Below are 24,622 nucleotides of genomic sequence, written 5' to 3' on the forward strand. Positions count from 1 at the left end.
TTATCCCCTCAAATCTCGGAGTTGAAATGAAGTTTGCATGGAATTTGGTGGCAGTGGCGTGTGTTTTCCTGGTTGGCTGTGGCCCCAAGTCGCCCTCAGGTGCGGCGACAAACTCCAGCACCGACACGGTGGTGATGGAGGGAATGCCGCCTGAAGCACATGGTCACCCCGAACATGGCCCTCACGGTGGAGAACTGATTGAACTCGGCAAGGAAGCGTTCCATTTGGAGATGCTTCACGACGACCAAACTGTCACGCTGAACGTGCTCAACGGTGCTGCGACCGAAACGGTTGCCATCGAAGCGGCCGAACTGACCGTCAGCTTGAAGCACGATGACATCGTGAAAACGTTCTCGCTGCCGGCCGCACAAACCACTGAGGGCAAGTCGTCCTCGTTCAGCGTCGCCAACCCTGAGATGGCAGCGTGGATGGAACAGGGTGCCGAAGGTGCGGTGACGTTGGAGATCAGCGGCAAGTCTTACACCGGAAAGATCTCGCACGATCATGATCACGAGGGACACGACCACGACGCAGAGGGTCACGACCACGACTGAATCAAAAAAAACGCTGAGCCACCGGGGTGATTGCATTCACCATGGTGGTCTCATCGCAACAGTCGGTGGAGGACGTTCCAATGCCGGCAAGGTTCCTGGTCCGCGATTCGACTAGCCCTCGAAGGACCGGGAGCCGCTTTTTCGACATCGGACGCGTTCAGATTCAACGCACAAAGTTCGTGTGAGATTGCAAAGAAGACGACTCGGCTTTCGAAAGTGAACGCCATCGTTCCACCGGTTTGGTGTGATCACCGTCATAGTCCTCGCCCGCATGGCTGGATTTCGCAGACTCCAAGAACTCAAGCAGCTCCTTCCGCATCGATCCGACCAGACCTGGATGCTGGTCGGCGAGGTTGTTTGATTCGGTGACATCGTTGCTGAGATCAAACAATCGGTCGTGTGAAGTGTCGCTGGCTGACTCGATGATCAGCTTGTGTGTTCCTCGGACCAAGCATGCGAATTCCCCGTAGCGAAACGGGATGGCCTTTTGACGCTTCGATTGTTCGCCTTTCCAAATGGGAAGGACGTTTTCACCATCGAGCCAACGATTTGGGAGCGGCTCGGTCCCCGTGATTGCTGCCACGGTGGGAAGCAAATCCATGACCGACAGCGGGACATCGAGTCGGACGCCAGCAGGGACTTTGCCAGCCCAATGGACCAACGCGGGAACTCGAACGCCACCATCGAGCACGCTTCGTTTGCGTCCCGAGAAATCGCCTGCACTGCCCGCACGTCGCGTTTTGGATCGATCTTTGGGCGTCTGACCTTCCGGTCCGTTGTCACTGCAAAAGAAGAGCAGCGTGTTGTCGGCGACACCAAGCTGATCGAGTTTCCGTCGTAGTCGCCCAATTTGGTCGTCCACGGCGGTGATGCATCCATAGTAGTGGGCCGCCTCGCCGTGCCCTTCGTAGCGGGCCAAGTACTCCGGTCCAGCTTGGATGTCTTCGTGCGGGGCGTGGAACCAAATCACACTGAGAAACGGTTGTTCGCGGGCCACCGCCTGTTCGATGAACGGCACCGCTCGATCCATCAGCACCCGGGAATCGCACCCCAAAACGTTCTCGTCCGTTGGAACACCGTTTTCGTAGTAGGGGTTGTTGCGTGCACGTCTGCCGATGCCGGGATCCCAGGTGCACACCGCCGACTCCGTCACAAAAGAAGCGTCGTAATCGCGTTCCCAAGGCGGTGCGTAATGAAGATCCGGACGCCGCCGCTTCCCTTTCGCAGAGATTGTTCGACTGAGTGTCCCCAGGTGCCATTTGCCAAAGTGCCCGGTCATGTAACCGTTTGACTTCAACATTCTTGCCAAGGTGAATTCTTGCTCGGGGAGGTGACCTTGATTGGCCGACCAAACGCCCATTCGAAAGTAGTGCCGTCCCGTCAAGAACGCGGCCCTGGTTGGCGAGCAAACGGGACCGACGGAGTAGAAGTGATCGAGCACCGTCCCCTCTCTGGCCAAAGCATCCAGTTCGGGAGTTTGAATGATCGCATTCCCGTTGAACCCCGTGTCGCCCCAACCCATGTCGTCACACATCATCAAGACAATGTTGGGACGCTCCGCCGCTTCCCCGCGGGTCACCCCCGGCATCAGCGCCAGCGTCATGACAGCCGACAAGCGAATAACAATCGGCAAGGAGAACAGGGTAGGACATGTCATGGCAGGACCAGGTACTTTCAGCGCAGGAAGTGGAAACAGTGCAGCGAATTAGAAACTCTTTTCGAATTCACTCCGATTCAAGCATCAAAACAGATCCTCGATGATCCCCGTCGAATCACCGAAGGAATTCGACTGAATGCCGGCGCCCCGCAAGGTGCTGAGCCAAAGATTGCACAACGGCGTTTTGGGGTCGTCCATCACAAGGTGACGACCATGGCGGAATCCAGCTCCACCACCGGCGATCAAGGTGGGGCAATTTTTCAACGTGTGCACCGAACTGAGGTTCGTTCCCATCGAGATGGCGACGTTGTCAAAGAGGGTCGAACCATCTGGTTCCGTGCTGGCTTTCAGTTTGTCCATGAACTCCGCCAACAACCGCGCGTGGGCGGTGTCACGATTCTGCGAAACGGTGCGACGTTCGCCCTCGGAATAGTGGCTCATGCTGTGCGCACTCATCGTCGCACCGAGGCTGGCGATCATCGAATTGACCGGCATCCGGTAGGTGAAGACCCGAGTGGCATCGACTTGCATGGCTGCGACCATGATGTCGTACATCATCCGAATCTCTTCCACGCCCTCGAGTGATTCCCCCGGTTCGGGAACCGCTTGTTGAGGCCGCTTCTTCTCGACCCCCAACCATTTCTCTTCTTTGGACAATCGAACCTCAATCTCTCGGATGGATTGGAAGTATTCATCGAGTTTCGCATTGTCAGAAGCATTGAGTTTCCGATTGATCGACTTGGCGTCCGAAAGCACCGTGTCGAGCACGCTTCGTTGTTCCTGCAATCGTTGCTGTTGAACTTCAAGTGGGGTTCTGTCGACGGAGAACAAACGGTGGAAAGCAGCCACCGGCGTGTCCAACCCTGCGATCGGTTTGCCAGAACGATTCCAAGCCAGTGATCCGCCGGGACCATGGCCATCGATGGCGGCACCCTGCGCAGAAAGCTGGATCGACGTGAATCGAGTTTGCTGCCCAAGGACTTCGGCGGCAACTTGATCGACCGAAACGGTGTTGTGAAAACTCTGCCCGGGAATCGCATAACGGTTCGCGCCGGTCAACCAGAACGTGCTGCCGGAGTGTCCGTCAGCGGAATATTGGTGCATCAGATTCTGAATGATCGTGATGTCGTTCTGGTGCTTGGCCAGCGGCCGAAGGATCTTGGGCAATTCATAGTTCTCGCCCACCGTGTTGATGTCGGGGTACCAACGGTCCGCGGTGACACCAAACCCCATTCCCAAAAACACCATGCGTTTGGAAGGAGCCATCGCCGTCGTTGCGGCGCTCGCGAATCGCTTGAAACCAAACGACTCCAGCATGGGCAATGCAACCAAGGCACTGCTGCTGCGAAGAAACCCACGACGGGAAGGACGAATTGTTCTCATGGGAGTTGCCTTGATGGGGACGAGAAATGCGACAGACATTCTGCCTGTCATTGTTGCGAAGGATCGAGGGACGAGCTGGAAGCCAGTTTCACTGCTCAACGAGTTTGAAACGCCGGTGACTGAATCAGTGCGTGAATGAATTGGACAATCGAATGATGGTGTTGCTTTGCCTGCAAGCTGATCTGGCTGGCAAGCTCTTGATCGGTGAATCCGAAAGGACGACCGAGACCGTACGCGATCAAAGCCTCCGTGAATCCGCGAGCGAATTCATCGTCGTATTCCGCGACTGCGTCACGGAGTTCCAAGAAGTTTGAAAACTGTTTTCCGTTCGGAACCTTCCCAGCGGGATCAATCTCGAATCGGACGTCTTCCTGCCAACGCCCGTATCGACGTTTCCCAAGTCCAATCACCTCTTGATCTCGCCATTGACCGGCCGCGTCAAAATTCTCGAGTCCAAACCCGATCGGATCGATCTTGTGATGACAATTGGCGCACTGAGGTTGCTCCTGGTGAGCTCGTGCCAATTCGCGTGCGGGCAAGGTTTCCCCCGCCAATCGACTCAGTTGAGGAACGTTGGGTGGTGCCGGCGGCGGTGGATCGTTCAGCAAGTGACGCAGCACCCAAGCACCACGTTCGACCGGCGACGATCGCTGGCCATCGGAGCCCATCGCCAACACTGCTGCTGTGCCCAACAAGCCCCCTCGCAACGATCCGTCCGGAACCGCGACCTTGCGAAACTCGTGCCCCTCCACGCCTTCGATTCCGTAGTACCCCGCCAACAAATCGTTGATGACAACAAAGTCAGCCTTCAGTAAGTTTTCGAGAGGCAGCTCACTCTCCAGCAAGTAAGCGAACGTTTCGAAAATCTCCTGCCGAGCGTTCTCGCGAACGGCGTTGTCAAAGTTGGGGAAGTCCGCTCCGTTGAACTGGAACATGTCCAATCGTTCCATCTGCAGCCACTGATGAACGAACCCCTCGATGAAAGCCTTGCTGCGTGGATCTCGAAGCATTCGTTCCGTTTGAGCAGCCAAAATCGAAGGATCTGACAGTTCGCCCGATTCCGACAGGGCCATCAGTTCCTTATCCGGAGGAGCTGACCACAAGAAGTACGACAACCGCACCGCCAACTCCTTGGGCGACAAGTCACGATCTTGTCCGGAAGCCGATTCTTCGACTTGATAAAGAAAACTCGGGGAAGCCATCACAATCGACAGTGGTGAGACCAACGCCTCGGTGACTGATTGGCCCTGGTCGCGGGCCGTTTGATAGTGCTGACGCAAACGCCGCAGGTATTCTTCAGCAGGTGGTGAACCACGAAACGCTCGGCTGGCGAAACGCCGGATCACCTCGGAAGCGTATTCGGATTCCTCCATGTCACTCGGGTGCTCAAACAGGATCGAATCACGAGCAGCCTGGATGGCCTTGGTTTGATCCGAAGGCAAAGGACCGTTCAGTTCGACCCAATCAATCCAAATACCAGGCGGGGTTCCGATTCCGTTTTCTCGCATGTGCAGCGTGGCGAGGTTCTTGTCGCCGCGATCTTGATGAGATCGTTGGTGAATCCAAACTTGTTGCTTGGCTCCCGGTTCATGCGTGAACTCAAAGTCAATGATTTGTGGATCGTCCATTGGAGCGGAGACCTTCCGCCACCCCAGCAACTTGCGCCCGGTTCCAAAGCCGGAGCTGAATTCCAAGTAGTGATGCCGTTCATCGGCGTCGGGGTACATCGCCGCACGAACTCGCACGTGGTACTTGCCATCCGCGTCGGGATGCTGCGTCGGCAGTTTGACTTTCGTGTACCCGCCTTGTTTGATCGTCATGATCAACGTGATCCCCGTTTGGGTCTCCGGTCGAGCCATGTAGTCTTCCATCAATGGCAACCACTCCTGGACCTTCTGCTTCTTGGCTTGGTAGGCATCCAACAACCCAAACTCAGACGCAGGTTTCTCTGATTGGGACAAGAATGCATTGGCACGCTTGCCGATGTCTCGCATTTGCTCGGCCGCCTCGGTGTAGTGCGGCGTGTAGTACTCCTCGGGTTGGATGCGAACCGTTTTGGACTCCGGACTCTTTCGAGGCGAAAGCAGCAACTGCAAATTCGCAATCGCCGTCGAGTGATACTGTTCGATTTGGTCGCTCGACAAAAACAGCGAGGCTCCTGCGGTGTCGAACCCAGCCGTGGCTTGGTCGTCCGGCAGCGTGGTCACATCCGGACGCACGCCCAACAATGCTTGCATCGTGTTCGCATATTCGCGGCGATTCAGACGACGCATCATGATGTCGCCGCCCGAATCGCTCAGTAGCAGTCGTGCGGTCACCATTTTCTCAGACAAGTCCTCTAAAAACGCGAGTTTGTCCGCGTCACGAAGAGGCTCCGAATCTTCCGGTGGCATCTCGCCCGAGTTCAGAGCCCCCAGCACCTTCGACCACAATTCCGCGGTCGCCATGTCCTCGGCCACGTTCATCGAAAGCGATTCGAGGTCAATGTTGGCTTCCTTGGTCGCACTGTCGTGACAATCCAAGCAGTGGTTTTCAAGCAACTCCGCGTGACGACTTGGCATCTCGGTGCTGGGAAGTTCTTCCGCAAATGCTGCCTGGCAAACAACGGGAAACAGCAGAGCGAGTGAAAGACGATGAAAGACCATGAGGATGAATCTCAGGCGGTGAAGGTGGAGGGGACACCAGAGAATGGTGGGGACGCGGGGAGGCAGACTCAATCGATCAGTCCAAAGTGAACTCCAGAAGCGGGCCGGAGACCTCGGGGTGGGCATCGTTCGCAAACGCGTGGACCAAACCACGGTCGGTGCCTTCGACCAAGCCCGATTCACGTACCAGAACAAAGGTCACCCGTCCGTCATTGTCGTTTCGCAGGAACTGCAGCAACGCATCGGACTGGATGCCAAACGTTCCCGTTTGTTGACTGCGAGGGATGTCAAATTTGCCAAGCAAAATGCCATCGGTGATGTCGGGGGCGTCTTCCCAACTCGGGTCGTCGTCCCAAGTCTCTTTGGATCGATGGGTCACACCATAGATCGCGAAGGTGTTGAGTTTTGGCAATCGCGAAGCGAACCCCTTGCCGCTGGGAACTTGGTTCAGACGCAGCCTTGCGGTTGAGACGGAGTTCAAGTCAACCGAATCGATGCTCATCGAAAACATCGCTCGCATGTCCCATTTGCGACTGTCCGCTCGTTTGACCATCAGCATCTCTGGATGAATCCACTTGCCGCGGCGATTGTTGCGAATGACATAGTCGGATCGCCCTTCCGTTCCGACCCGAATCACACGAGGGCGATCCGCGTTGGATTGGTCGTATTCTTGTTCGGGCGAGGTCGCAGATTGCATCGACAACGCGTTGTCTGAGAGCGAAGCAAATTGCTTGTCGAACAAGTGGACCTCTTTCCCACTGGTGGGATGGTGAACCGAAATCTCGCCTTGCAGCACTTCGAAGTCCGATGTCTGCGACGACTCTTGCACCGACACGGCAAACTGAGTTCCGTGATCGATCGCGAATCCGCCAGGTGTTTCCACGACGAATCCATGTGCGGATTCAGGGACATCAATCACGGCCGCCCCGTCAACCATTCGAACTCGCATGGCATCCAACAATTCAAAGTGGGCAGGGGCCTCGAACGTGATCTTGGCTCCCGACTCAAACTCAACGGTCGCAATGCCCGCCATCAACTTCATGTTGCCGGCGACCAACTTGGATCCGACCGTGGTGGGCAACGAACTTTCCCATGCCGCGTTTTCACTGGTGCTGAGCGTTGCGATGGGAGTGGGCGTTTGCGAACCGGTCGTGAACAAAAAGGCGAGCAACAACGAGGCGGCCATCGCACACCAACCCACCAACCAAATGTTTCGATTGGTGGTTGAACTTCGAACGACCGGCGGTTCCATCGAACGCTGAATGGCCAGATCACGCAGCCCCGCATCCGTGGCCGCGGCGATGGCAAACTCTTTCCGCAAATTCAAGTCGCTCGCGAGCTGCTGTTCCAGATCAGCCACTTGTGAATCCGAAAGCGTTCCCAACAGGTATTGCTGAATCAACTGAGAAGGGTCCATGTCAGTTCGCCTCCATTTGCAAACGTTGCTGAACGCAATCGGCAAGCTTTTGACGGAGTCGCCCGAGCAGCTTGTAAAACGCGTTGACGGTTTTGCCGCCGCTTTCCGCAAGCCGCGTGACTTCGCCGCCGCTTTGATACGGTGCCATCAACAATTCTTGGTGTGGCGGAGGAAACTTGGTCAGGCACTCTTGCAGTGCCGAACGGATCTCCGCCACTCGCTCGGTCTCGATGGCCTCTGCTTCGTCCGCGATTTGTTTCAACACTTCATCGCTGAGCAACCGTCCGTCACGTCGCAATCCAGTGACAGCACTGAGGCATTTGAAACGCAAGATGACCTTCGCCCAGGGAAGAAATCCGTCCTCACCATCTAACTGAGAGAACTTTTGCCACATCGTGACACTGGCTTCTTGGATCGCGTCATCGACCGCGTTCCAATGAGGGAGCATCGATCTCGCAAACGCTCGCAAAGCGAGTTCATGCTTGACGAAGAGACGCATGAAGTCGCTCTCGGTCAACGGTTGCGGCGGGTCTTGGGATGGGGACATGACTACCTATTTGAGTCACGGGAACAACCTGCCGCAAATTCCGAGGAATGTTGCGAATTAATTCGTTTCCGGGGAATTTCGTCCTGGAAACACGCCCGGGATTGAGAACCTGCCAGAAGTCCGTCGACGAATCAGTCGGTTTGCATCCCTTCACAGTCTCGCAATTGAATCGGGGAATCGCTGCCGCGGACGATGTTGTTTCGGATCATGCAGTCCGAGCATTCCACCGCCAAAATCGCCGGCAGCGAGTCGTCTGAAAACAATCCGCCTTGAACGAGGATGCCGCGACATCGAGTGAGCTCCAACACCGCGGGACGATCGTTGACGCCTCGGATCACATTGGCGGAAAGAACGCAGTCACGGCAATCGGTCAGTTGAACACCATGTTTGGCAACGGCGTGTCGCCCCAGGTGGTAGCGAGGGTTCCGGTCCATGGCGTTGGAAGCCAACGTCACCGCTTCGCAATTTTCCAGCACCACGTTGCTTTGGAATCCCTTCCAAATGGTATTGCCGGTGACCGTCGCACTTCGCAGGTGCCGCAAGTGAACGTTGACTTGAGTGTCCGAGAGGATGTTGCCGCTGATCGTGATGTTGCCATGCCGACGTTCCTCCGTGCCGTTGACTTGCTGGCTGTGCAAATCGATCCGAATGTTGGCAGAGTCTTTGCCTTGATGGGTGTGCTGGATCGTGCAACCGGTGATCGCCACTTCTCCGATTGATCCCGACCCGCTGGTCAACCAAACATTTGCGGAAGAAGCGGCCTCGGCGGAACCCATGTTGCCTTCGATGTCGCAACCGGTGATGTGCAAGTTGCGAACGTTGCCACCGTGCGAAGCAATTCCTCCACCGGCGTTGTAGCTGATGTGACTTCCCGTGACGTTGATTTGATGCAGGTTGACCGCATCCAGAAACAGTCCAACGCCGGAGTTCTCGTAGAGATGGCAATCACTGACGATCACGTTGCGATTGCGATCCACCAAATGAATCGCATGTCGCGACCTTCGAATCGTCAGGTTGTGAAGCGTGGGCTGCATCGTTCCCGACAGTTCGACGCCGTCAGCCTCGGGATGCTCACCAACAATCTCCAAGTCGGAAATGATCAGTGCGTTCTGCTGATTCCAAACCTCGTCTGTTACGGTCGAAGGATCTGCGGTTCCCGCATGAGTCCCGATGACCTGGATCGCTGGCCCGGGGCCCGTCATCACGATCCGGCTACGCCCCTCGCCTCGAAATCCAATCGCACCAGTGCTCTTCAGATCAATCCGAAGTGGACGCGTGATTCGGTACGTTCCCGCCGGAAGTTGCACGTCGCGTTCGGCGTCAATCCATCGCTGAATCGCAGCGGTGTCGTCGGCAACGCCATCTCCTGCCGGTTCAGCGGCAAGGGCGAACGGCAACAACGCAAATGTGCCAACGGAAAACGCCGTGATCGACGCGAGGAACAGGGAGCAAGTGACACGGCGGGCGGGACGGCAATTCATGGTGGTCCATTCTCAATGGTGGGAGGTAGGACCGTCCAGTTTACCATTCGCGAACCAGTCGTTTGTGCCCGACCGAATCCGCCCAACGGTGCAGTCCGGCGACACCGGCATCGAGCCCGTCACCACTCCCCATGTTCACGACAACGGCTGCCCCGATCGAACGGAGTCAATGGGCGACGGGTTAGGCCGATAGATTGGTGCCCACGTCGGTGCGGTAGGCAGATGCGGCAGGAACGATGCCGGCCAACAAACTCAATCCAATCACCAACGGCAACAGGTAAAGCTCATACGTGCTCATTGAGAAGAACCCGACCTGGACACCGGTGCGGGCCTCGATCAACGGACTGGCCGCGAGAATCCCCAGGTGAGCCAGCACCCAACCGGCGATGCCACCGACGAGGGCGATGATCAAACTTTCAAACAGAATGATCCACGTCACGCTGCCTCGGCGAGCCCCCAGGGCACGCATCACCGCGATGTCTCGTTTGCGGTCGTTCATTGAATTGTAGATCGCCACCAAAACTCCCACCGCAGCAACCACGCAAGTGATCAACGTGATGGCCAGCAAGGCTTGCATCAGCGGACCAACAATCATCGTCATCAGTTTGTTGATTTCACCGATCGGTGTCGCTGCTTCCGCTCGCACGCTTTCCTTGATTCGGTTTTGAAGCATCGGTGCCATCATCAGGTTCCCATTGCGAACCAAGATCGACGTGACTTCCCGTTCAGGAATCGTCAACAACAACGGTTCGTCTGGCCCCGCCGTTGCAGCGGACTCGGGAAGCACAATCACGGCGTCATCCGGAATCGGTTTGGCATGCCCTTCCAGCAGGTAAAAGCCTTCCAAGTTGACAAACGCGGCGCGGTCATTCGGCGTTCCAGTGGGATCCAACACCCCGACAATCTGGAACCCCTGCCCATGGCCTTTGCCTTCCGGATCGCCGTGCGTCGGGTTCATCACATCGCCGACACGCATTCCCATTTGAGCGGCAACGCGGGAACCCAGCACGCATTCGAAGTAGCTGTTCTCTTCATTGTGAAATTCAAAGTTGCGTCCCTCCTCAAACGTGAAGGGCTGGTCGGCATCGGGGCCGTGATTCAGCAATTCAAAGAAGTCAGGCGTGGTGCCGACGACTCGAAATTCACCGAAGTAATCCCCCAACGCGAGCGGGATCGCATAGCCATCGGTCATGAATCCAGCGTAGACCCCATCCCGTTCCCCAAGTGCCGGATCACCACCGAAAGTGCGAACCATCTCGGCACGCTTCTCTTTCGGGTAAAACTCCATGTACTCGGTGTAGGGAAGGTTCTCGATTGGTTGGCTGAGGTAATAGACTGCGTTGAGCGTCAACTGCAGCGTGCTGCCTTTGGGACCCACGACCAGGTTGTATCCCACTGACGCGTTGCGAACGAAGGCTTCGCTGATGATGCCGTAAACCGACATCACCAGAACCACCAATCCGACGCCCAATGTCAGCGACAACGTGGTCAAGAAACTTGACAAAGCACGGTAACGAAAGTTTCGCCAAGCGATGAACAACAGGCTCATGATCCGGCCCCCAAGGGTGAAAAGGCTCGGTTGATGTCTTCGAGTTTGTCAACTCGCTGAAAACGCTGGGCCACATCCATGCTGTGCGTGACCATCAACAAGGAGATCTCCTCGTCACGACACGAATTGATGATCAAGTTCAACACCGTGTCGGCACTGGCCGGGTCCACATTCGCGGTGGGCTCATCGGCCAACAACAGTTTGGGACGACCGGCGAGAGCTCGCGCGATCGCGACTCGCTGCTGTTGCCCCACCGACAATTGATTCGGACGATAGTTCGCTCGATCCGAAAGGCCGACTCGATCCAGCAAGTCTGACGCGCGGGCCGCATCGACGCTGCCGCTTCCGAACGACATGCCCAGCTTGACGTTTTCCAGTGCCGAAAACGCAGGCAAAAGATTGAACGTTTGAAAGACGTACCCAATCGTTCCCGCCCGAAATCGATCGCGGCCCTGTTCGCTGAGGCGGGTGAGTTCCAAGTTGTTGATGCGGATCGAACCGGATGTCGCTGACAGCATCCCTGCAATGAGGTGCAACAATGTGGTTTTGCCGCCACCGCTTTGACCGATCAAGGCGACTTGTTCGCCGACTGCGATGTTGAACTGGGGCACATCCAGCACCGTCAGTTCGCCTCCACCAGGTTGATCGAATCGTTTGATCAGATTTTCAATCGCTAGCATGTCGCTGGAATGATTGGGGGTTAGGTGCTTCGTGACCCACAGGCCGCGCACGATTTTGGAGAGAGAGCCGCGATGAACGCCGTTCGGCTGATTCAATTTGGCTTGGGTCACTTACGCCGCATGGCTCAGATTACTTGCGCCGCATGGCACAGATTACTTGCGCCGCATGGCTCTTTGCAGCCCACGGTCGGTCTCACGTTTCTTGATGGTTTCGCGTTTGTCGTGAATTTTTTTCCCTTTGACCAACCCCATCACACACTTCGCCAACCCTCGTTCGTTGAAATACACCCGCAGCGGGATCAGGGTCAGTCCCCGTTCAAAAGCCCGCCCTGCGAACTTCTCGAATTCTTTGGCGTGCACCAGCAGCTTGCGAGGACGGCGTGGATCGTGGTTCCACATTCCCGCGTTGTTGTAGTGAGCGATGTCGGAACCGACCAACCACAGTTCCCCGTTGGTGGCCCGAATGTGCGCTTCATCGAGGGAAAGTTTGCCTTCTCGCATGGATTTGACTTCGCTGCCCATCAGCATCATGCCGCACTCGACGCTGTCGAGAATCTCGTAGCGGAACTTCGCTTTGCGGTTTTCAGCGACCGGCGTGATGTTCGGTTGGTTCTTTTTCGCGTTTTTGCTTTTTCCCTTCCCTGACTTCTTACCGGCCGCTTTTTTTGCGCCAGCCTCGGTCAAGGTGGGCTGCTTTTTACTTTTGTTCTTTGACATGGCCGTGATTGTATCGGGATCGCGCAAAAGCAGGATGGGGCGACCATTTTCGATTTCCACCCGGCCCACTACAATGAGAGGCCTTCACACTGATTCAGGGTTGGCTTGGGTTACGGACGCTTCTGCGGAACGGTTCAGTCCCCCGCTGACCATTGATTTTTGATTTTTTGCCTTTCATCCGGATAGACGCCGATGGCTTTTCGATTGCCAGTTGTCGCGGAACCAGAAATGCCTGCGGGCACCGACGTCAGCTCGACGGGACGGTTGCCCCGCTGGCTCAAACGTCCCATCCCAAAATCCAACTCGAATCACCTGACCGATTCGCTGATGGAGGAGTACGGGTTGGAAACCGTTTGCGACAACGCCAAGTGCCCCAACCGGATGGAATGTTACAGCCAGCAGACGGCGACGTTCATGGTGTTGGGCAACGTCTGCACACGGCCCTGTGGATTCTGTGCCGTCAGCCGAGGTCGTCCACCAGCGGCCCCCGCCGTCGATGAACCGGAACGAATCGCGAAAGCGGCGGAGCGTTTGGGACTGAAACACGTTGTCATCACCAGCGTCACCCGAGACGACCTGCCCGACGGCGGTGCCGATCATTTCCACAACTGCGTCATCGCTGTTCGCGAACGCACCGGAGCGACCACGGAAGTCTTGACGCCTGACTTTGTGCATTGCAAAGAATCCTTGGCTCGCGTGATCGAAGCCAAGCCCACCGTGTTCAACCACAACATGGAAACCGTGCCACGCCTGTATCGTCGAGTTCGCGGCCCCAAGAGCGATTACGCGTGGACGCTGCAAATGATGCGGGAAGTCAAACGCTACGACGCCGAAGTCAAAACCAAAAGTGGTTTGATGTTGGGGTTGGGCGAAGAACGAGGCGAATTGCTGGACGCACTGTCCGATCTTCGCGAACACGACGTCGACTTCTTGACCCTGGGCCAGTACCTGCAACCTGGCGACAAGTATCTGCCCGTGGTTCGCTACGTGCCACCAGAAGAATTCGACGAACTGGCTGACATTGCGAAGTCAATGGGATTCAAGAAGGTCGCCAGCGGCCCGTTCGTGCGAAGCAGCTACCACGCACGTGACATGGCTGAGACGGAGTGATCCGTCAGGCGGTCTGACCGATTGGACGATCACCTCCTCAGCCGATCAGATCAACCAACCAAGGTGCGGCAACCGTGATTAAAACCAAGGCCACTGGGTACGCCGCGACGTAGCTGGTTGCCGGTTGGCTGGAATCCGTCGCCCCTGTTAGAACGGCCAATCCCGGCGTGGATGTCATCCCTCCACAGGTCGCACCGAGCGACTGCCAAAGCGTTCGTCCGCCGAAATACCGGGAACCGGCAAAGCCCACCAGCAACGGAATGATGGCGATGGCCGCTGCGGCCACACACAGCATAACGCCGCGTTCCATCAGCACTTCGACCACGTTGGCTCCGGCGTTCAATCCCGCATCGGCTAAGAACAACGCCAGCCCTCCCTCCGTCATCAACAACATCGCGGCGGGCGGGTACGAACCACGGATCGGCCCGAGTCGACGGAAGTGACCTAGGATCAGTCCCACCATCAAGGGACCGCCGGCGATTCCCAACGACATCGAAAACTCGCCGATTCGCAATGACAGATTGCCGACAAAAATCCCCAGCACAATGCCGGCGACCAAAGACAAGAGGTCGGTTTCGTTCACCGTTCGAGGTCGATGACCAACAGCCGTCGCGATTTTTGCCAGTGCATCCGGCTCTCCAACGGCGACCAAACCATCGCCAAACTCAATTCGAGTGCGCGAAGAGGGAACAAACTCAACGTCGTGACGCTGGACACGAACGATCGTCACACCGTACTTCGACCGCAGACGCAACTCTTTCAGCGTGCGACCATAAATCTCTGGTGATGTGACAACGACATAACGGCGTTCTCGATCCGCATCGACCACCGGATCCGCCGTGTCTTGCAGCTCGCCTAATGTTTCCGACACCCGGCGGATCTCCAACGAACCGCCAACCAACATGACTTCATCGCCAATTTCAAATTTGTAATTTGGAGGCGTGGGACGCCAGCGACCTTCGCGTTGAACACGCGACATCTGGCAAGGTGAATCCGCAAACGCGGCGATATCGCTGGGGCGCTTCCCCGCCACCACTGGATTCGCGATTCGCACCACACGTCGCCCAATGCTGCTCGACTCCGCGATTTCAGCAGTGGAAGGTTCTGAAGAATCCGAACTGGAATCGAGTTCGTCGTCACTCGTCTTGGCGAACAGTTTGATCGCGATCTGCACAAACAGAACGACGGCGATGATCCCAATCGGATACGCCACACCAAACCCCACCGCGACCGCAGCCGGATCATCGGATGACTGGGTGATCGCACCCAGGGCAGGGGTGCTGGTCATTGCACCAGCCATCAAACCGCCAGCCAACTCGGCGGGGAGATCCAACAACCGAGCGCACACCCACGTCACTGCGACTCCGGTCAGCACAATCACAGATCCGGTGATCGCCATGGCTCGGCCATGAGACGCGAGCCCTCGAAAAAACGTCGGTCCAGCCGAGATGCCGACGCAATACACAAACAGCGCCAGTCCCAAGGTGCCGAAGCCGGTTGGGATGCTCCAGCCAAAATGCCCGGCGAGCAACGCGACAAACAAAATCGCAGACGTGCCCAGCGAAATGCCGCGAAACGAAACACGGCCAATCAGCAGGCCTAAAGCGATCACACAGAGGAGAACGAGAATCGGGTTCATGGTCTCCGAAGCCCCAAGGAAAGAAACTGCCGGACAATACGAGGGTCGGGGCAATTTCACAACCTGGGATTGGCTCCTCCGACCAAGCTTCGTCTGCTAGGTCGTCTTCCGAGACGCTGTTTCCTGTCGCGGGCGGTCAGAACGGGACTGGTGTTCCCCTTGGTCAGCGAAGCAGGCAGCCGGGAATGATTGGGGGGCGCCCCACGATCCCCATGGGCGTCAGACCCGGTTGCCTTTGGGGACGGTGGCGAATACCAAAACCGCTTATCTGCCAAACGGTGGCAGCTTAGCCGTTCCAACAACGGATGATGAACCCTCCAAGCCAACACCAGGATCAGCCGGGTCGCGCTGCCCGCTTCAACAACATCATGTAGCGCGCAAGCCGGAAGGGTTGACGTGGGGCGACGTCGTCCGCCGAGACACTGGATTCGACTCCGGACGTCCCGCATTTTGTGGCGACGACATCGTCCGCGCACGAAAACAGCCGGCCTCGTGTGAGGTCGGCTGTTGGTTGTTTGGTCAAGCCCCGAATAGACCGTTCCGAGGCTCTGAGAACGCAGGTGCGTTAGGCTGCGGCAGTCTTCTTCGCGTCGCGAGCTTTCTTTTCAGCGACGGTGCGATAATCGACCACGTCCCAGACCAAGCCAACTGCACGGAGCAGTTTGATGGCTTGCCAAGTGATGTCGAATTCCCACCATTTGTGACCGTGTTTGGCCATCCGTGGGTAAGCGTGGTGGTTGTTGTGCCAGCCTTCGCCGTATGCCACGATCGCGACCAACCAGTTGTTGCGGCTGTCGTCGGTGGTTTCGTAGTTCTTGTAGCCCCAAATGTGGGAAGCACTGTTGACCATCCAAGTCGCATGCAACACAGCGACCAAGCGGACAAACATGCCCCAGACCAACATCGAGATTCCCAGTTCCCAGCCACCGAACGCGTAGCCGATACCGAGCAGGGCAAACGAAGCGACGATGTGAATGGGCAAGAACAACAGGTCAAACGCCCGCATGGCTGGGTCTTTGTACAGGTCCGGCACCCAACGAGTCAGGTAAGCGTCGCGGTCACCGTTGTGCGTGTGAAATGCGAGCCAGAAAATGTGGCTCCAGATGCCACCATCGCGAGGCGAGTGCGGGTCGCCTTCGAGGTCACTGTGAGCGTGGTGCTTGCGGTGATCGGCAACCCAATCCAAAGGCGAGCCTTCGCCTGCAAAACAACCGATCCCAGCGAAAAGGTATCGCACCCAGTTGTAGGTTTTCATGCCGGTGTGCGTCAGCAACCGGTGGTAACCAAGGCAAATGCCGAGGCTGCCAGCGACCCAGTGAAGCACCAACGCGGTGATCAGAGCGGTCCAAGTGAAAGTGAAAGGTGCGGCCAAACAAACAATATGTGCCATGGCCAACCAACCGACGGCCCACCAACTGATGTTGGAAGCACGAACTCGGTCAGCTTTCGTCGGCTTGGCCAAATCTCGCTTCTTGGCGGCCTTTTGAGCGACGAGCGACGAGAAACCGTCGGCGTCTTCGGCTCGAGGCTGGTCCAAACGCAACTTGCCGCCTGATTCCGGCGATTCCAGTGTGGTGGATTCGGGTGCGTGGGACGTGGTTTGGTCAGCATTGCCCTTGCTCTTGGCAGGGGCGCGATTCTTGGTTGGTTCAACAACGGTCGACATCAGAGAACGATCCTGGTCTCGTGGTGCGTTAAATAAGTCGTGAGACGCAGCCTGAAAATGACCGACGTCTCGTTTCCGCCGGAAGAATAGCAACGCAATGCCGTTTCGACGTCACCCCTGATGTAAAAGCGTGTAACGGTTATGTAATTGTTCTTTCGATGCCCCTATTCTTAGGAAAACAGCTTGATCGAGAGGGCAAAAATGCTCGTTTTGAGCGTCTCTCCGCCGGCTATTTCCCGTCCGCACCGCCCTCCAACCCGCCCATCTGCTGTCTCCGATGCCCGATCCGCCATTGATTCCCACGTTCGCGGACCGCTTGCGTCAGAGATCCGATCTCCTTCGCGACCTTCGCCGATTCTTCGACGACCGAGGCTTGGTCGAAGTCCAGCCACCGTGTTTGAGTCGCGACTGCGTGGTTGACGCATTCTTGGACCCCATTGAGGTGGACGGGGCGCAAGTCGGATTGGTTGGCGGGCCAGATTCGCCCGCGACCTTTTACTTGCAAACGTCACCTGAATCCGCCATGAAACGCTTGTTGGCCGAAGGTGCTCCGTCGATTTACGCGATCACACCCGTGTTTCGCAAAGGCGAGACGGGATCGCGTCACAACGTCGAGTTTTCCATGTTGGAATGGTATGAGGTTGGCGGCGATGCGGCGTCGGCGATCGAGATGCTGGGTAGCTTGGCCGTCGAAATACTGAACACGCGTCCCTACCGAACGATCACTTACCGCGAGGCTTTTCAACAACATCTCGGATTTGATCCAATTGAGATCGCAGTCCAAGACCTGCAGGCCCGTGTCGCCCAAATGGACACGACGCTGGCTCACTCCATTGGGCTGGATCGCGACGCTTTGCTCGATGTTTTGTTGAGCGAACAGATCGAACCCCACCTGGCCACTGACACTCCGACCATCCTGACTCGGTACCCTGTGACACAAGCCGCGCTCGCGAAACCCTGCCAGGATGACCCGCAGTGCGCCGACCGCTTTGAACTGTTCTACCGCGGCGTTGAGTTGGCCAACGGCTACGACGAACTCCTGGACGCAGAAGAACTTCGGAAACGTTATGAACTCAGCAACCAAATTCGTGTCGCCCACGGACGCCAAGCCCTGACCGTCGAAACGACGTTGCTGCAAGCCATGCGTCGGGGCCTGCCACCATGCAGCGGCGTGGCGCTCGGAGTCGACCGATTGCTAATGCTGCGTGTCGATGCCCATCACATCGAAGACGTCATTCCCCTTCCCACCACCCGAGCTTGATTGCCCGCGATGCAGCTTTCTTTACTCCGACGTTCAGTTTGTGAAGTCATCGGCACCTACTGCTTGGTGCTGATTGGGTGCGGGGCCATGGTGGTCGACAATCAGACCGGCATGCTGACTCATGTGGGTGTGGCCACCGTTTGGGGGTTGATCGTGATGACGATGATCTACTCGATCGGCGATTTATCGGGAGCTCACATGAACCCGGCTGTCTCCATTGCATTCGCGAGCGTGGGCCGCTTCCCCCTCCTCGATGCGGCCGCCTACATCGTCGCTCAATGCACCGGCGCGTTGCTCGCGGCCGGTTCCTTGGCAATGGTGTTCGGGGTCGACGACGTGAAGCTCGGCAGCACGATGGCGTCTTTGCCCACAGGATCCGCCTGGGCGGTGGAATTCATGATGACCATGATTTTGATGTGGATTGTGGTCGGTGTTTCAACCGGTGCGAAAGAAAAATCGATCACGGCGGGCTTGGCCGTCGGCGCTACCATTGCCATGGAAGCCTTCGTTGCCGGACCACTCACCAAAGCATCCATGAACCCGGCTCGTAGCCTGGGTCCCGCTGTGATGTCCAACCATTACAATCTGCTCTGGTTGTATTTGACCGCACCCATCGTGGGTGCGATCGCGGGTGGCTGGTTGTACCGATTCGTGCGAGGCGATGACGAATCGGACAGAGAGGAATGTGTCATGGTGAAGAAGGTTTCCGCCGTTGTTCTGTTTGCGTTGCTCTTGGGTGTCGGTGGAAATGCCGCCGTGGCGGAGGACGTTGATTCGCTGCTGCGTCCCAACGATCGCATCGCCATCATTGGGGGCACGTTCGTCGAACGCATGCAACCGCGAGACAAACTGGAAGCCGAACTGCAGACGCAGCGGCCCGACTGGAAGCTCTCCCTTCGCAACCTCGGTTGGTCGGGCGACACCGTGTCTGCCATCGCTCGCAAGCGTTTTGACAACATCGAAGCGGGCCGCGCCAGGCGTTTGGCGGACATTGAGGCAGCCAACCCGACGGTCGCACTGATTTGGTACGGACAATCGGAAGCGGGGCAGTTCGAGGAAAATGCAGCTCGATATCAAGCGGACCTGTTGAGCTTGGTTGACGAACTGAAAAAGCGGCAAATCCGCGTGATCCTGCTGACTCCTGTCGAAATGCCCGGGGACCGACGTCCCCACTACCGAGCCGGTCTGGAGGCCTTTGAGCAGATGCTGCGTGATGTTGCACGAGCCCAATCACTCGCATTGGTGGAATTGAACTGGAAACCCACCGATCAACAATTGGTGGACGATCGCATGTTGCCCAACGAACTGGGGTATCGCGAATTAGCCACGCAACTGGGGGGAGCCCTGCTGGGCGAATCCACCGAGCAGCGTGACTCCACCCGATCCGCCAAGATGGACGCTCCCGAACGCCAGTTGTTGCTGGAAGCGATTGGTCGAAAGAACGAGTTTTTCTTCCATCGCTACCGCCCTCAAAACGAAACCTATTTGTTCTTGTTTCGAAAGCACGAGCAAGGCAACAACGCCATCGAGATTGAACAGTTCGATCCAATCATCCAAGCAGCCGACCAAGCGATCTGGGACGCGGCCCAGAGCCAGTAGTCAACCAGGCAGGCCACGCAGCTTGAAAGCGAATGTCCGGCGGTGCCGCGGAGCGTTGGGGCGGGGGCTTTGAGACCATCTTCGTTCGACGACGGAGCGATCCCCGCAATTCGATTACAATGGCGGGCTTCCCCACATCCCGCCCCTCAGAATTGTTGAACATGCGCACCGCACTTTCACAAGCCCGCCCGTTTCTAGCTGCGCTGCTCTGCGCGGCTTTGGGCGGCCCCATTGCCCAGGCCGCCGACCAGCTTCCTCCCACTCCCCAGCGTGATGGGGTCGAACCTCGCAACGTGGTTTTCATCCTGACCGATGACCATCGCTTCGACGCCATGGGTTGCGCCGGCCATCCGTTTCTCGAAACACCGCACCTCGATTCGATCGCGGCCAACGGAACGCACCTCAAAAATGCGTTTGTCACCACCAGTTTGTGCTCGCCCAGCCGCGCCTCGATTTTGACCGGTTTGTACACACACAAGCACCGTGTGATCGACAACAACCGAGTGGTTCCCGACGGCACATTGTTCTTTCCTCAATACTTGCAACGGGCGGGATACGACACGGCCTTCGTGGGCAAATGGCACATGGGTGGGCACCACGATGACCCGCGTCCCGGATTTGATCATTGGGTCAGCTTCCGAGGGCAGGGCAACTACTTGCCACCAGGTCCCAAGTACACCCTGAACGTCAACGGCGAACGGGTCAAGCAAAAGGGTTACATCACCGATGAATTGACGGACTACGCCGTCGATTGGTTGAAAGAGCGAGACGACGACAAGCCGTTTTTTCTCTACTTGTCCCACAAAGCTGTTCACTCGAACTTCACCCCCGCCAAGCGCCATCAAGGACGTTACGCTGATGCTGATCTCAGTTTCCTGCCGACGGGAAAAGAGCTTTCCGCTGACAAAAACACACCGCGTTGGGTGAGAGACCAGAAGAACAGTTGGCACGGAATCGACTTTTCGTATCACAGCGACAAAGGACTCGACTATCTCTATCGCCGCTATTGCGAGTCCGTGCTCGCGGTGGACGACAGCGTCGGTCGAGTCTTGCAGCAGCTCAAGGACATGGGCATTCACGACGACACGCTGGTCATCTACATGGGCGACAACGGATTCATGTGGGGCGAACACGGGTTGATCGACAAACGGGTTTCCTATGAGGCGTCAATTCGCGTCCCGATGTTGATGCAGTGCCCCAACTTGTTCGAGGGCGGCAAACCAATTGAGAACGTGATTGGAAACATCGACGTCGGACCGACCGTGTTGCATGCTGCTGGGTTGCAAACACCGGACTACATGGACGGGCAAAGCTTCCTTGACCTGCCGAACGATCGCGACGCCGATTGGCGGAAGTATTTCTTGTACGTGTACTACTGGGAAAAGAACTTCCCCCAAACGCCGACTCAATTTGCCTTGCGTGGAGATCGTTTCAAGTACATCACTTACTACGGATTGTGGGACACCGACGAACTCTATGATCTGCAAACCGACCCTGATGAGTTGAACAACTTGATCCACGACCCAGACTACCAATCGGTTGCCAAGGAGATGGAAAACCAGCTGTACGAGATGCTGGGCGACGAAGGCGGCATGGACATTCCCATGAACCAACCTCGTGGAGGATCCAACAACAAGCGTTGGGTTGAACAGGGTGGATCCGCGGCCGCTGACTTCCCCAAAGCCTTTGTGGTCGAGGAACCGCTCAACCGCAACGCAAACTGATCCGTTGTCGATGCCGGAGGCCATCGCGTTGCGAAACCGCCATCCGTCAACGAACGGCTTCCATGGAAAGCGGCTGCCCCCTCAAGGACAGCCGCTTCTTTTCACCTCTCCCAGATGTGCCAACTCGAAGAAGCTGGCGGCGAATCAGTTGGTCGCAGGTTCAGGCTCGATGGGTGTGTGCTGGAGAACACGATCGATGATGGAATAGGATTCCATTCGCATGTTCTTTGTGAAATCGTGCTCGCAGTCTGGAGTCAACAGGATCAACTCCTCGGGGGCGTCAAACAGCGAATAGATTTGGGCAGCCACTGGAATCGCCTTGCGGACGCCGCGAATGTCAAAATTTGCGTCGTGAGTGGGGGAGACCGATACAAAGGTTCGTGGTGCCATCGCGGCGACCAATTCATAGAAATCAAACGGAACCTTGTCGGGGGCCAATTGAAACTCGTCTCTCAGTCGGGGCATGTACCGTTCACTTGCCCAGCCCTCGATTTGCCCGCCATAGTAGTCATGAAATGGACACCAGCCACAACTGGAGACCATCACCTTCACTCGTTGGTCAAACACTCCCAGGAAAATGGCGTTGTGACCTCCAAGTGAATGCCCAATCGCACCGATGCGTTCGGAATCAACGATCGGCAGCTCGGCAAGGTAGTCGACGCATCGCCGATGATTGGCGATGGCCTTCATCGTGCCCGATGCATAATTGTCGCGTTTGAAGTCATAGTCGGCGTACTCGCCAAAGGACGGGTAGTCGGGTGCGATGACCACATAGCCACGCTGTGCAAGCTCGATTCCATACTGTCGACCCGGTCGACCACCCTGGCCGGCAACGATCCGTTTCCCTGCTGCCCCCGTGGGATGCAGGGCGACAACGGCTGGCAATTTGGGTGAAGAAATGACGTTTGTTAGCGCGTTCACGTTCACGAACTGTGCAACGGAGCTGGGAAGGTACAGATCGAATGGCAGACGATCCGAGTCGTCCACAGCCATCGTCATTGTCATTCGACGCACTTTTCCTATCCACACGTCTTCGGTGATTCGAGTGTCAAACGCAGGCAAGGCTTCGGTTTGTGGCAACGGCCCCATTGCCAACTCTGCCCCGGCGATGATTTGCTGGCGACGGAACATCCAGTCGGCAACCGACTGGATTGGTTTGAGTTTGCCGTCGGCGGCTCGGTACTGGGACAGGTCCGAGTGTTGCAATTGCGTTTGGTCAGCCGATTGGTCATCGGCACTCGCATTGCCAGTCGCAACAGCGAACAAACTGGCCCAAGCAAGAGCACCAACCCAAAAGCTATTCGCGTGCATTGCAATCTCCAAATGGTAAACCGGCTTGGACGCTCGCCGATCGCGGTTGTATCGAGTATCGAATCGCTCGATTTTGGTGGGTGGCACCATCCGGGGGTGGGTGGCACCATCCGGGGTGATCCGGAAGGTGCTAAGCAGGTCGGCAGGAGTGATCAAGCACAACCATGTGAGCCGTTTGGGCGTTAGCCCCGGTTGTGCGTGAAAACCGTGGCTAACGCCAGCGGCTCACATACCCGATGACACCTGCGTACCTGCTTAGGCGAGGATGTCGTGGAGGACGTTTCCGTGGACGTCGGTGAGGCGGAAGTCTCGTCCGGAGTAGCGGTAGGTCAGTTTTTCGTGATCGAGACCGAGGGCGTGCAACATCGTGGCGTGCAGGTCGTGCACACTGGTTGGATTCTCTTCGGCTTTGAAACCAAATTCGTCCGTTGACCCGTAGACGGTTCCACCCTTGATGCCGCCTCCTGCCATCCACACGGTGAATCCGTAGTGGTTGTGGTCACGCCCCAGTTTCGATGCACCAGCACCGGTCAGTTCCACCGTTGGCGTGCGTCCGAATTCGCCTCCCCACACGACCAAAGTCTCCTCCAGCATGCCGCGTGATTTGAGATCGCCCAGCAGTGCGGCAATCGGCTGATCAATTTCTCCAGCGAGTTTGCGATGGTTGTCAGCAATGTTGTCGTGATTGTCCCAGGGCTGACCGGCCCCGTGCCACAACTGGATGTAGCGGACCCCGCGTTCCGCGAGCCGTCGCGCGATCAGCGTCTGTCGTCCGTGCACAGTGTCGCCGTATCGCTCCCGCGTGTGCTTTGTTTCACTGGCGATGTCAAACGCGTCACTGGCCTCCGTCTGCATCCGAAACGCGAGCTCGTAGGACTGAATCCTGGATTCCAAACGTTGATCGACCCGCGGGGTTTGATGCTGGTGATTCCACTTGGCCAACAGTTCCAACTGACGTTTCTGGTCGGGTGTGCTGATCTGTGGGTGTTCGATGTTCTCGATCAACTGACTCAACTGGGTGTGCTGAGTGTCGATGTGGGTGCCTTGAAACGAACCGGGAAGAAAGGCCGACTGCCAATTCTCCGCGTCCTTGATCGGCAGACCACCTGGACACATCGCGATGAAGCCGGGCAGGTTCTTGTTTTCCGCACCCAGGCCGTACAGCACCCAAGCCCCTGCGCTGGGGCGTGTCTGGACGGAGTCGCCGCAATTCATCAGCATCAACGATGGCTCATGGTTGGGCACTTGTGCGTACATGGACCGGATCACGGCGATGTCGTCGATGTGCTCGGCTGTCTTTGAAAACAGTTCGCTGACTTCGATTCCTGACTCACCATAGCGTTGAAACTTGAAAGGCGATGGAAACGCCGCTCCGGTCTTGCGTTCGGTCGTCAGGGTTTCGCCAAGTCGCCGGCCGGCATACTTCTGCAAGGCGGGTTTGGGATCGAATGTGTCGACATGCGAGGGGCCGCCGTTCAAAAAGAACTGAATCACTCGCTTGGCTTTCCCACCAAAGTGCGGGCCGATCACTGCGTCTCCGGTGCCGTTGTCGTCGGCCAGGACTGAATTGAGCCCCAGGGCTCCCAACCCCATACCGGACCGGAGCAGCATGTCACGTCGGCTGAGTGGCGATTGGAATCGGCCCCGCAGCGGATGGAACGCGTTTGAGTGTTTCATGTTCA

At 57.0% G+C, this 24,622-nt stretch carries 18 protein-coding genes; 5 read left to right on the forward strand and 13 right to left on the reverse strand.

Annotated elements, in window-relative coordinates; all coding sequences use genetic code 11:
• Positions 1-26 precede the first annotated feature (26 nt).
• Complete coding sequence (locus RISK_RS08750) at positions 27-554, forward strand: hypothetical protein (protein WP_047813903.1); 528 nt, start codon at positions 27-29, stop codon at positions 552-554.
• Positions 555-717: 163 nt separating this feature from the next.
• Here the strand turns inward: RISK_RS08750 and RISK_RS08755 are convergent, their stop codons facing one another.
• From RISK_RS08755 to smpB, 9 genes are all read right to left on the reverse strand, one after another.
• Positions 718-2,211 carry a sulfatase family protein gene (locus RISK_RS08755; protein WP_047813904.1) on the reverse strand — a complete coding sequence of 498 codons (1,494 nt, stop codon included), beginning with the start codon at positions 2,209-2,211 and terminating at the stop codon, positions 718-720.
• 84 nt (positions 2,212-2,295) lie between these two features.
• Positions 2,296-3,594 (reverse strand): DUF1552 domain-containing protein, encoded by a 1,299-nt coding sequence (locus RISK_RS08760; protein WP_047814153.1) that lies wholly within the window; start codon positions 3,592-3,594, stop codon positions 2,296-2,298.
• Between the two features lie 95 nt (positions 3,595-3,689).
• A complete protein-coding gene (locus tag RISK_RS08765) occupies positions 3,690-6,239 on the reverse strand; it encodes a DUF1592 domain-containing protein (RefSeq protein ID WP_047813905.1) in 2,550 nt (849 codons plus the stop codon).
• 76 nt (positions 6,240-6,315) lie between these two features.
• Positions 6,316-7,656, reverse strand: a complete 1,341-nt coding sequence (locus tag RISK_RS08770; protein ID WP_047813906.1) for a FecR domain-containing protein — start codon at positions 7,654-7,656, stop codon at positions 6,316-6,318.
• A 1-nt stretch (position 7,657) separates the two neighbouring features.
• Entirely contained in the window at positions 7,658-8,203 is a 546-nt protein-coding gene (locus RISK_RS08775; protein WP_047813907.1) for a sigma-70 family RNA polymerase sigma factor, read from the reverse strand.
• 131 nt (positions 8,204-8,334) lie between these two features.
• Entirely contained in the window at positions 8,335-9,684 is a 1,350-nt protein-coding gene (locus RISK_RS08780) for a right-handed parallel beta-helix repeat-containing protein (RefSeq protein WP_047813908.1), read from the reverse strand.
• Between the two features lie 181 nt (positions 9,685-9,865).
• A complete protein-coding gene (locus tag RISK_RS08785; RefSeq protein ID WP_047813909.1) occupies positions 9,866-11,233 on the reverse strand; it encodes an ABC transporter permease in 1,368 nt (455 codons plus the stop codon).
• The gene (locus RISK_RS08790) at positions 11,230-11,913 is read right to left on the reverse strand and encodes an ABC transporter ATP-binding protein (RefSeq protein ID WP_047813910.1); all 684 of its coding nucleotides are present in this window, start codon (positions 11,911-11,913) and stop codon (positions 11,230-11,232) included. The genes RISK_RS08785 and RISK_RS08790 overlap by 4 nt, the downstream gene beginning before the upstream one ends.
• Positions 11,914-12,066: 153 nt before the next feature.
• Positions 12,067-12,699 (reverse strand): SsrA-binding protein SmpB, encoded by a 633-nt coding sequence (gene smpB / locus RISK_RS08795; protein ID WP_047813911.1) that lies wholly within the window; start codon positions 12,697-12,699, stop codon positions 12,067-12,069.
• A gap of 123 nt (positions 12,700-12,822) precedes the next feature.
• Between smpB and lipA the strand changes: the two genes are divergently transcribed.
• Complete coding sequence (lipA, locus tag RISK_RS08800) at positions 12,823-13,740, forward strand: lipoyl synthase (protein ID WP_047813912.1); 918 nt, start codon at positions 12,823-12,825, stop codon at positions 13,738-13,740.
• 37 nt (positions 13,741-13,777) lie between these two features.
• Here lipA and RISK_RS08805 read toward each other — a convergent pair whose 3' ends face one another.
• Both RISK_RS08805 and RISK_RS08815 read right to left on the reverse strand, forming a co-directional pair.
• The gene (locus RISK_RS08805; RefSeq protein WP_047813913.1) at positions 13,778-15,379 is read right to left on the reverse strand and encodes an aspartate:alanine exchanger family transporter; all 1,602 of its coding nucleotides are present in this window, start codon (positions 15,377-15,379) and stop codon (positions 13,778-13,780) included.
• A 565-nt stretch (positions 15,380-15,944) separates the two neighbouring features.
• Positions 15,945-17,045: an acyl-CoA desaturase gene (locus RISK_RS08815; protein ID WP_047813915.1), complete on the reverse strand. Its 1,101-nt coding sequence runs from the start codon at positions 17,043-17,045 to the stop codon at positions 15,945-15,947.
• 277 nt (positions 17,046-17,322) lie between these two features.
• On the opposite strand from RISK_RS08815, the gene epmA reads away from it, so the two are divergent.
• The 3 genes from epmA to RISK_RS08830 all read left to right on the forward strand — a co-directional run bounded on the left by epmA (position 17,323) and on the right by RISK_RS08830 (position 21,629).
• Positions 17,323-18,306, forward strand: a complete 984-nt coding sequence (gene epmA / locus RISK_RS08820; RefSeq protein WP_047813916.1) for an EF-P lysine aminoacylase EpmA — start codon at positions 17,323-17,325, stop codon at positions 18,304-18,306.
• Positions 18,307-18,315: 9 nt separating this feature from the next.
• Complete coding sequence (locus RISK_RS08825) at positions 18,316-19,905, forward strand: aquaporin (RefSeq protein WP_047814154.1); 1,590 nt, start codon at positions 18,316-18,318, stop codon at positions 19,903-19,905.
• A 119-nt stretch (positions 19,906-20,024) separates the two neighbouring features.
• Positions 20,025-21,629, forward strand: coding sequence for a sulfatase family protein (locus RISK_RS08830; RefSeq protein ID WP_047813917.1), 1,605 nt, complete (start codon positions 20,025-20,027; stop codon positions 21,627-21,629).
• Positions 21,630-21,773: 144 nt separating this feature from the next.
• Here the strand turns inward: RISK_RS08830 and RISK_RS08835 are convergent, their stop codons facing one another.
• Together RISK_RS08835 and RISK_RS08840 are read right to left on the reverse strand one after the other, a co-directional pair.
• Positions 21,774-23,096: an alpha/beta hydrolase gene (locus RISK_RS08835; protein ID WP_150122526.1), complete on the reverse strand. Its 1,323-nt coding sequence runs from the start codon at positions 23,094-23,096 to the stop codon at positions 21,774-21,776.
• A 99-nt stretch (positions 23,097-23,195) separates the two neighbouring features.
• Positions 23,196-24,617, reverse strand: a complete 1,422-nt coding sequence (locus RISK_RS08840) for a DUF1501 domain-containing protein (RefSeq protein ID WP_047814156.1) — start codon at positions 24,615-24,617, stop codon at positions 23,196-23,198.
• Between the last annotated feature and the right edge of the window lie 5 nt (positions 24,618-24,622).

The organism is Rhodopirellula islandica, assembly GCF_001027925.1.
GTDB lineage: Bacteria > Planctomycetota > Planctomycetia > Pirellulales > Pirellulaceae > Rhodopirellula > Rhodopirellula islandica.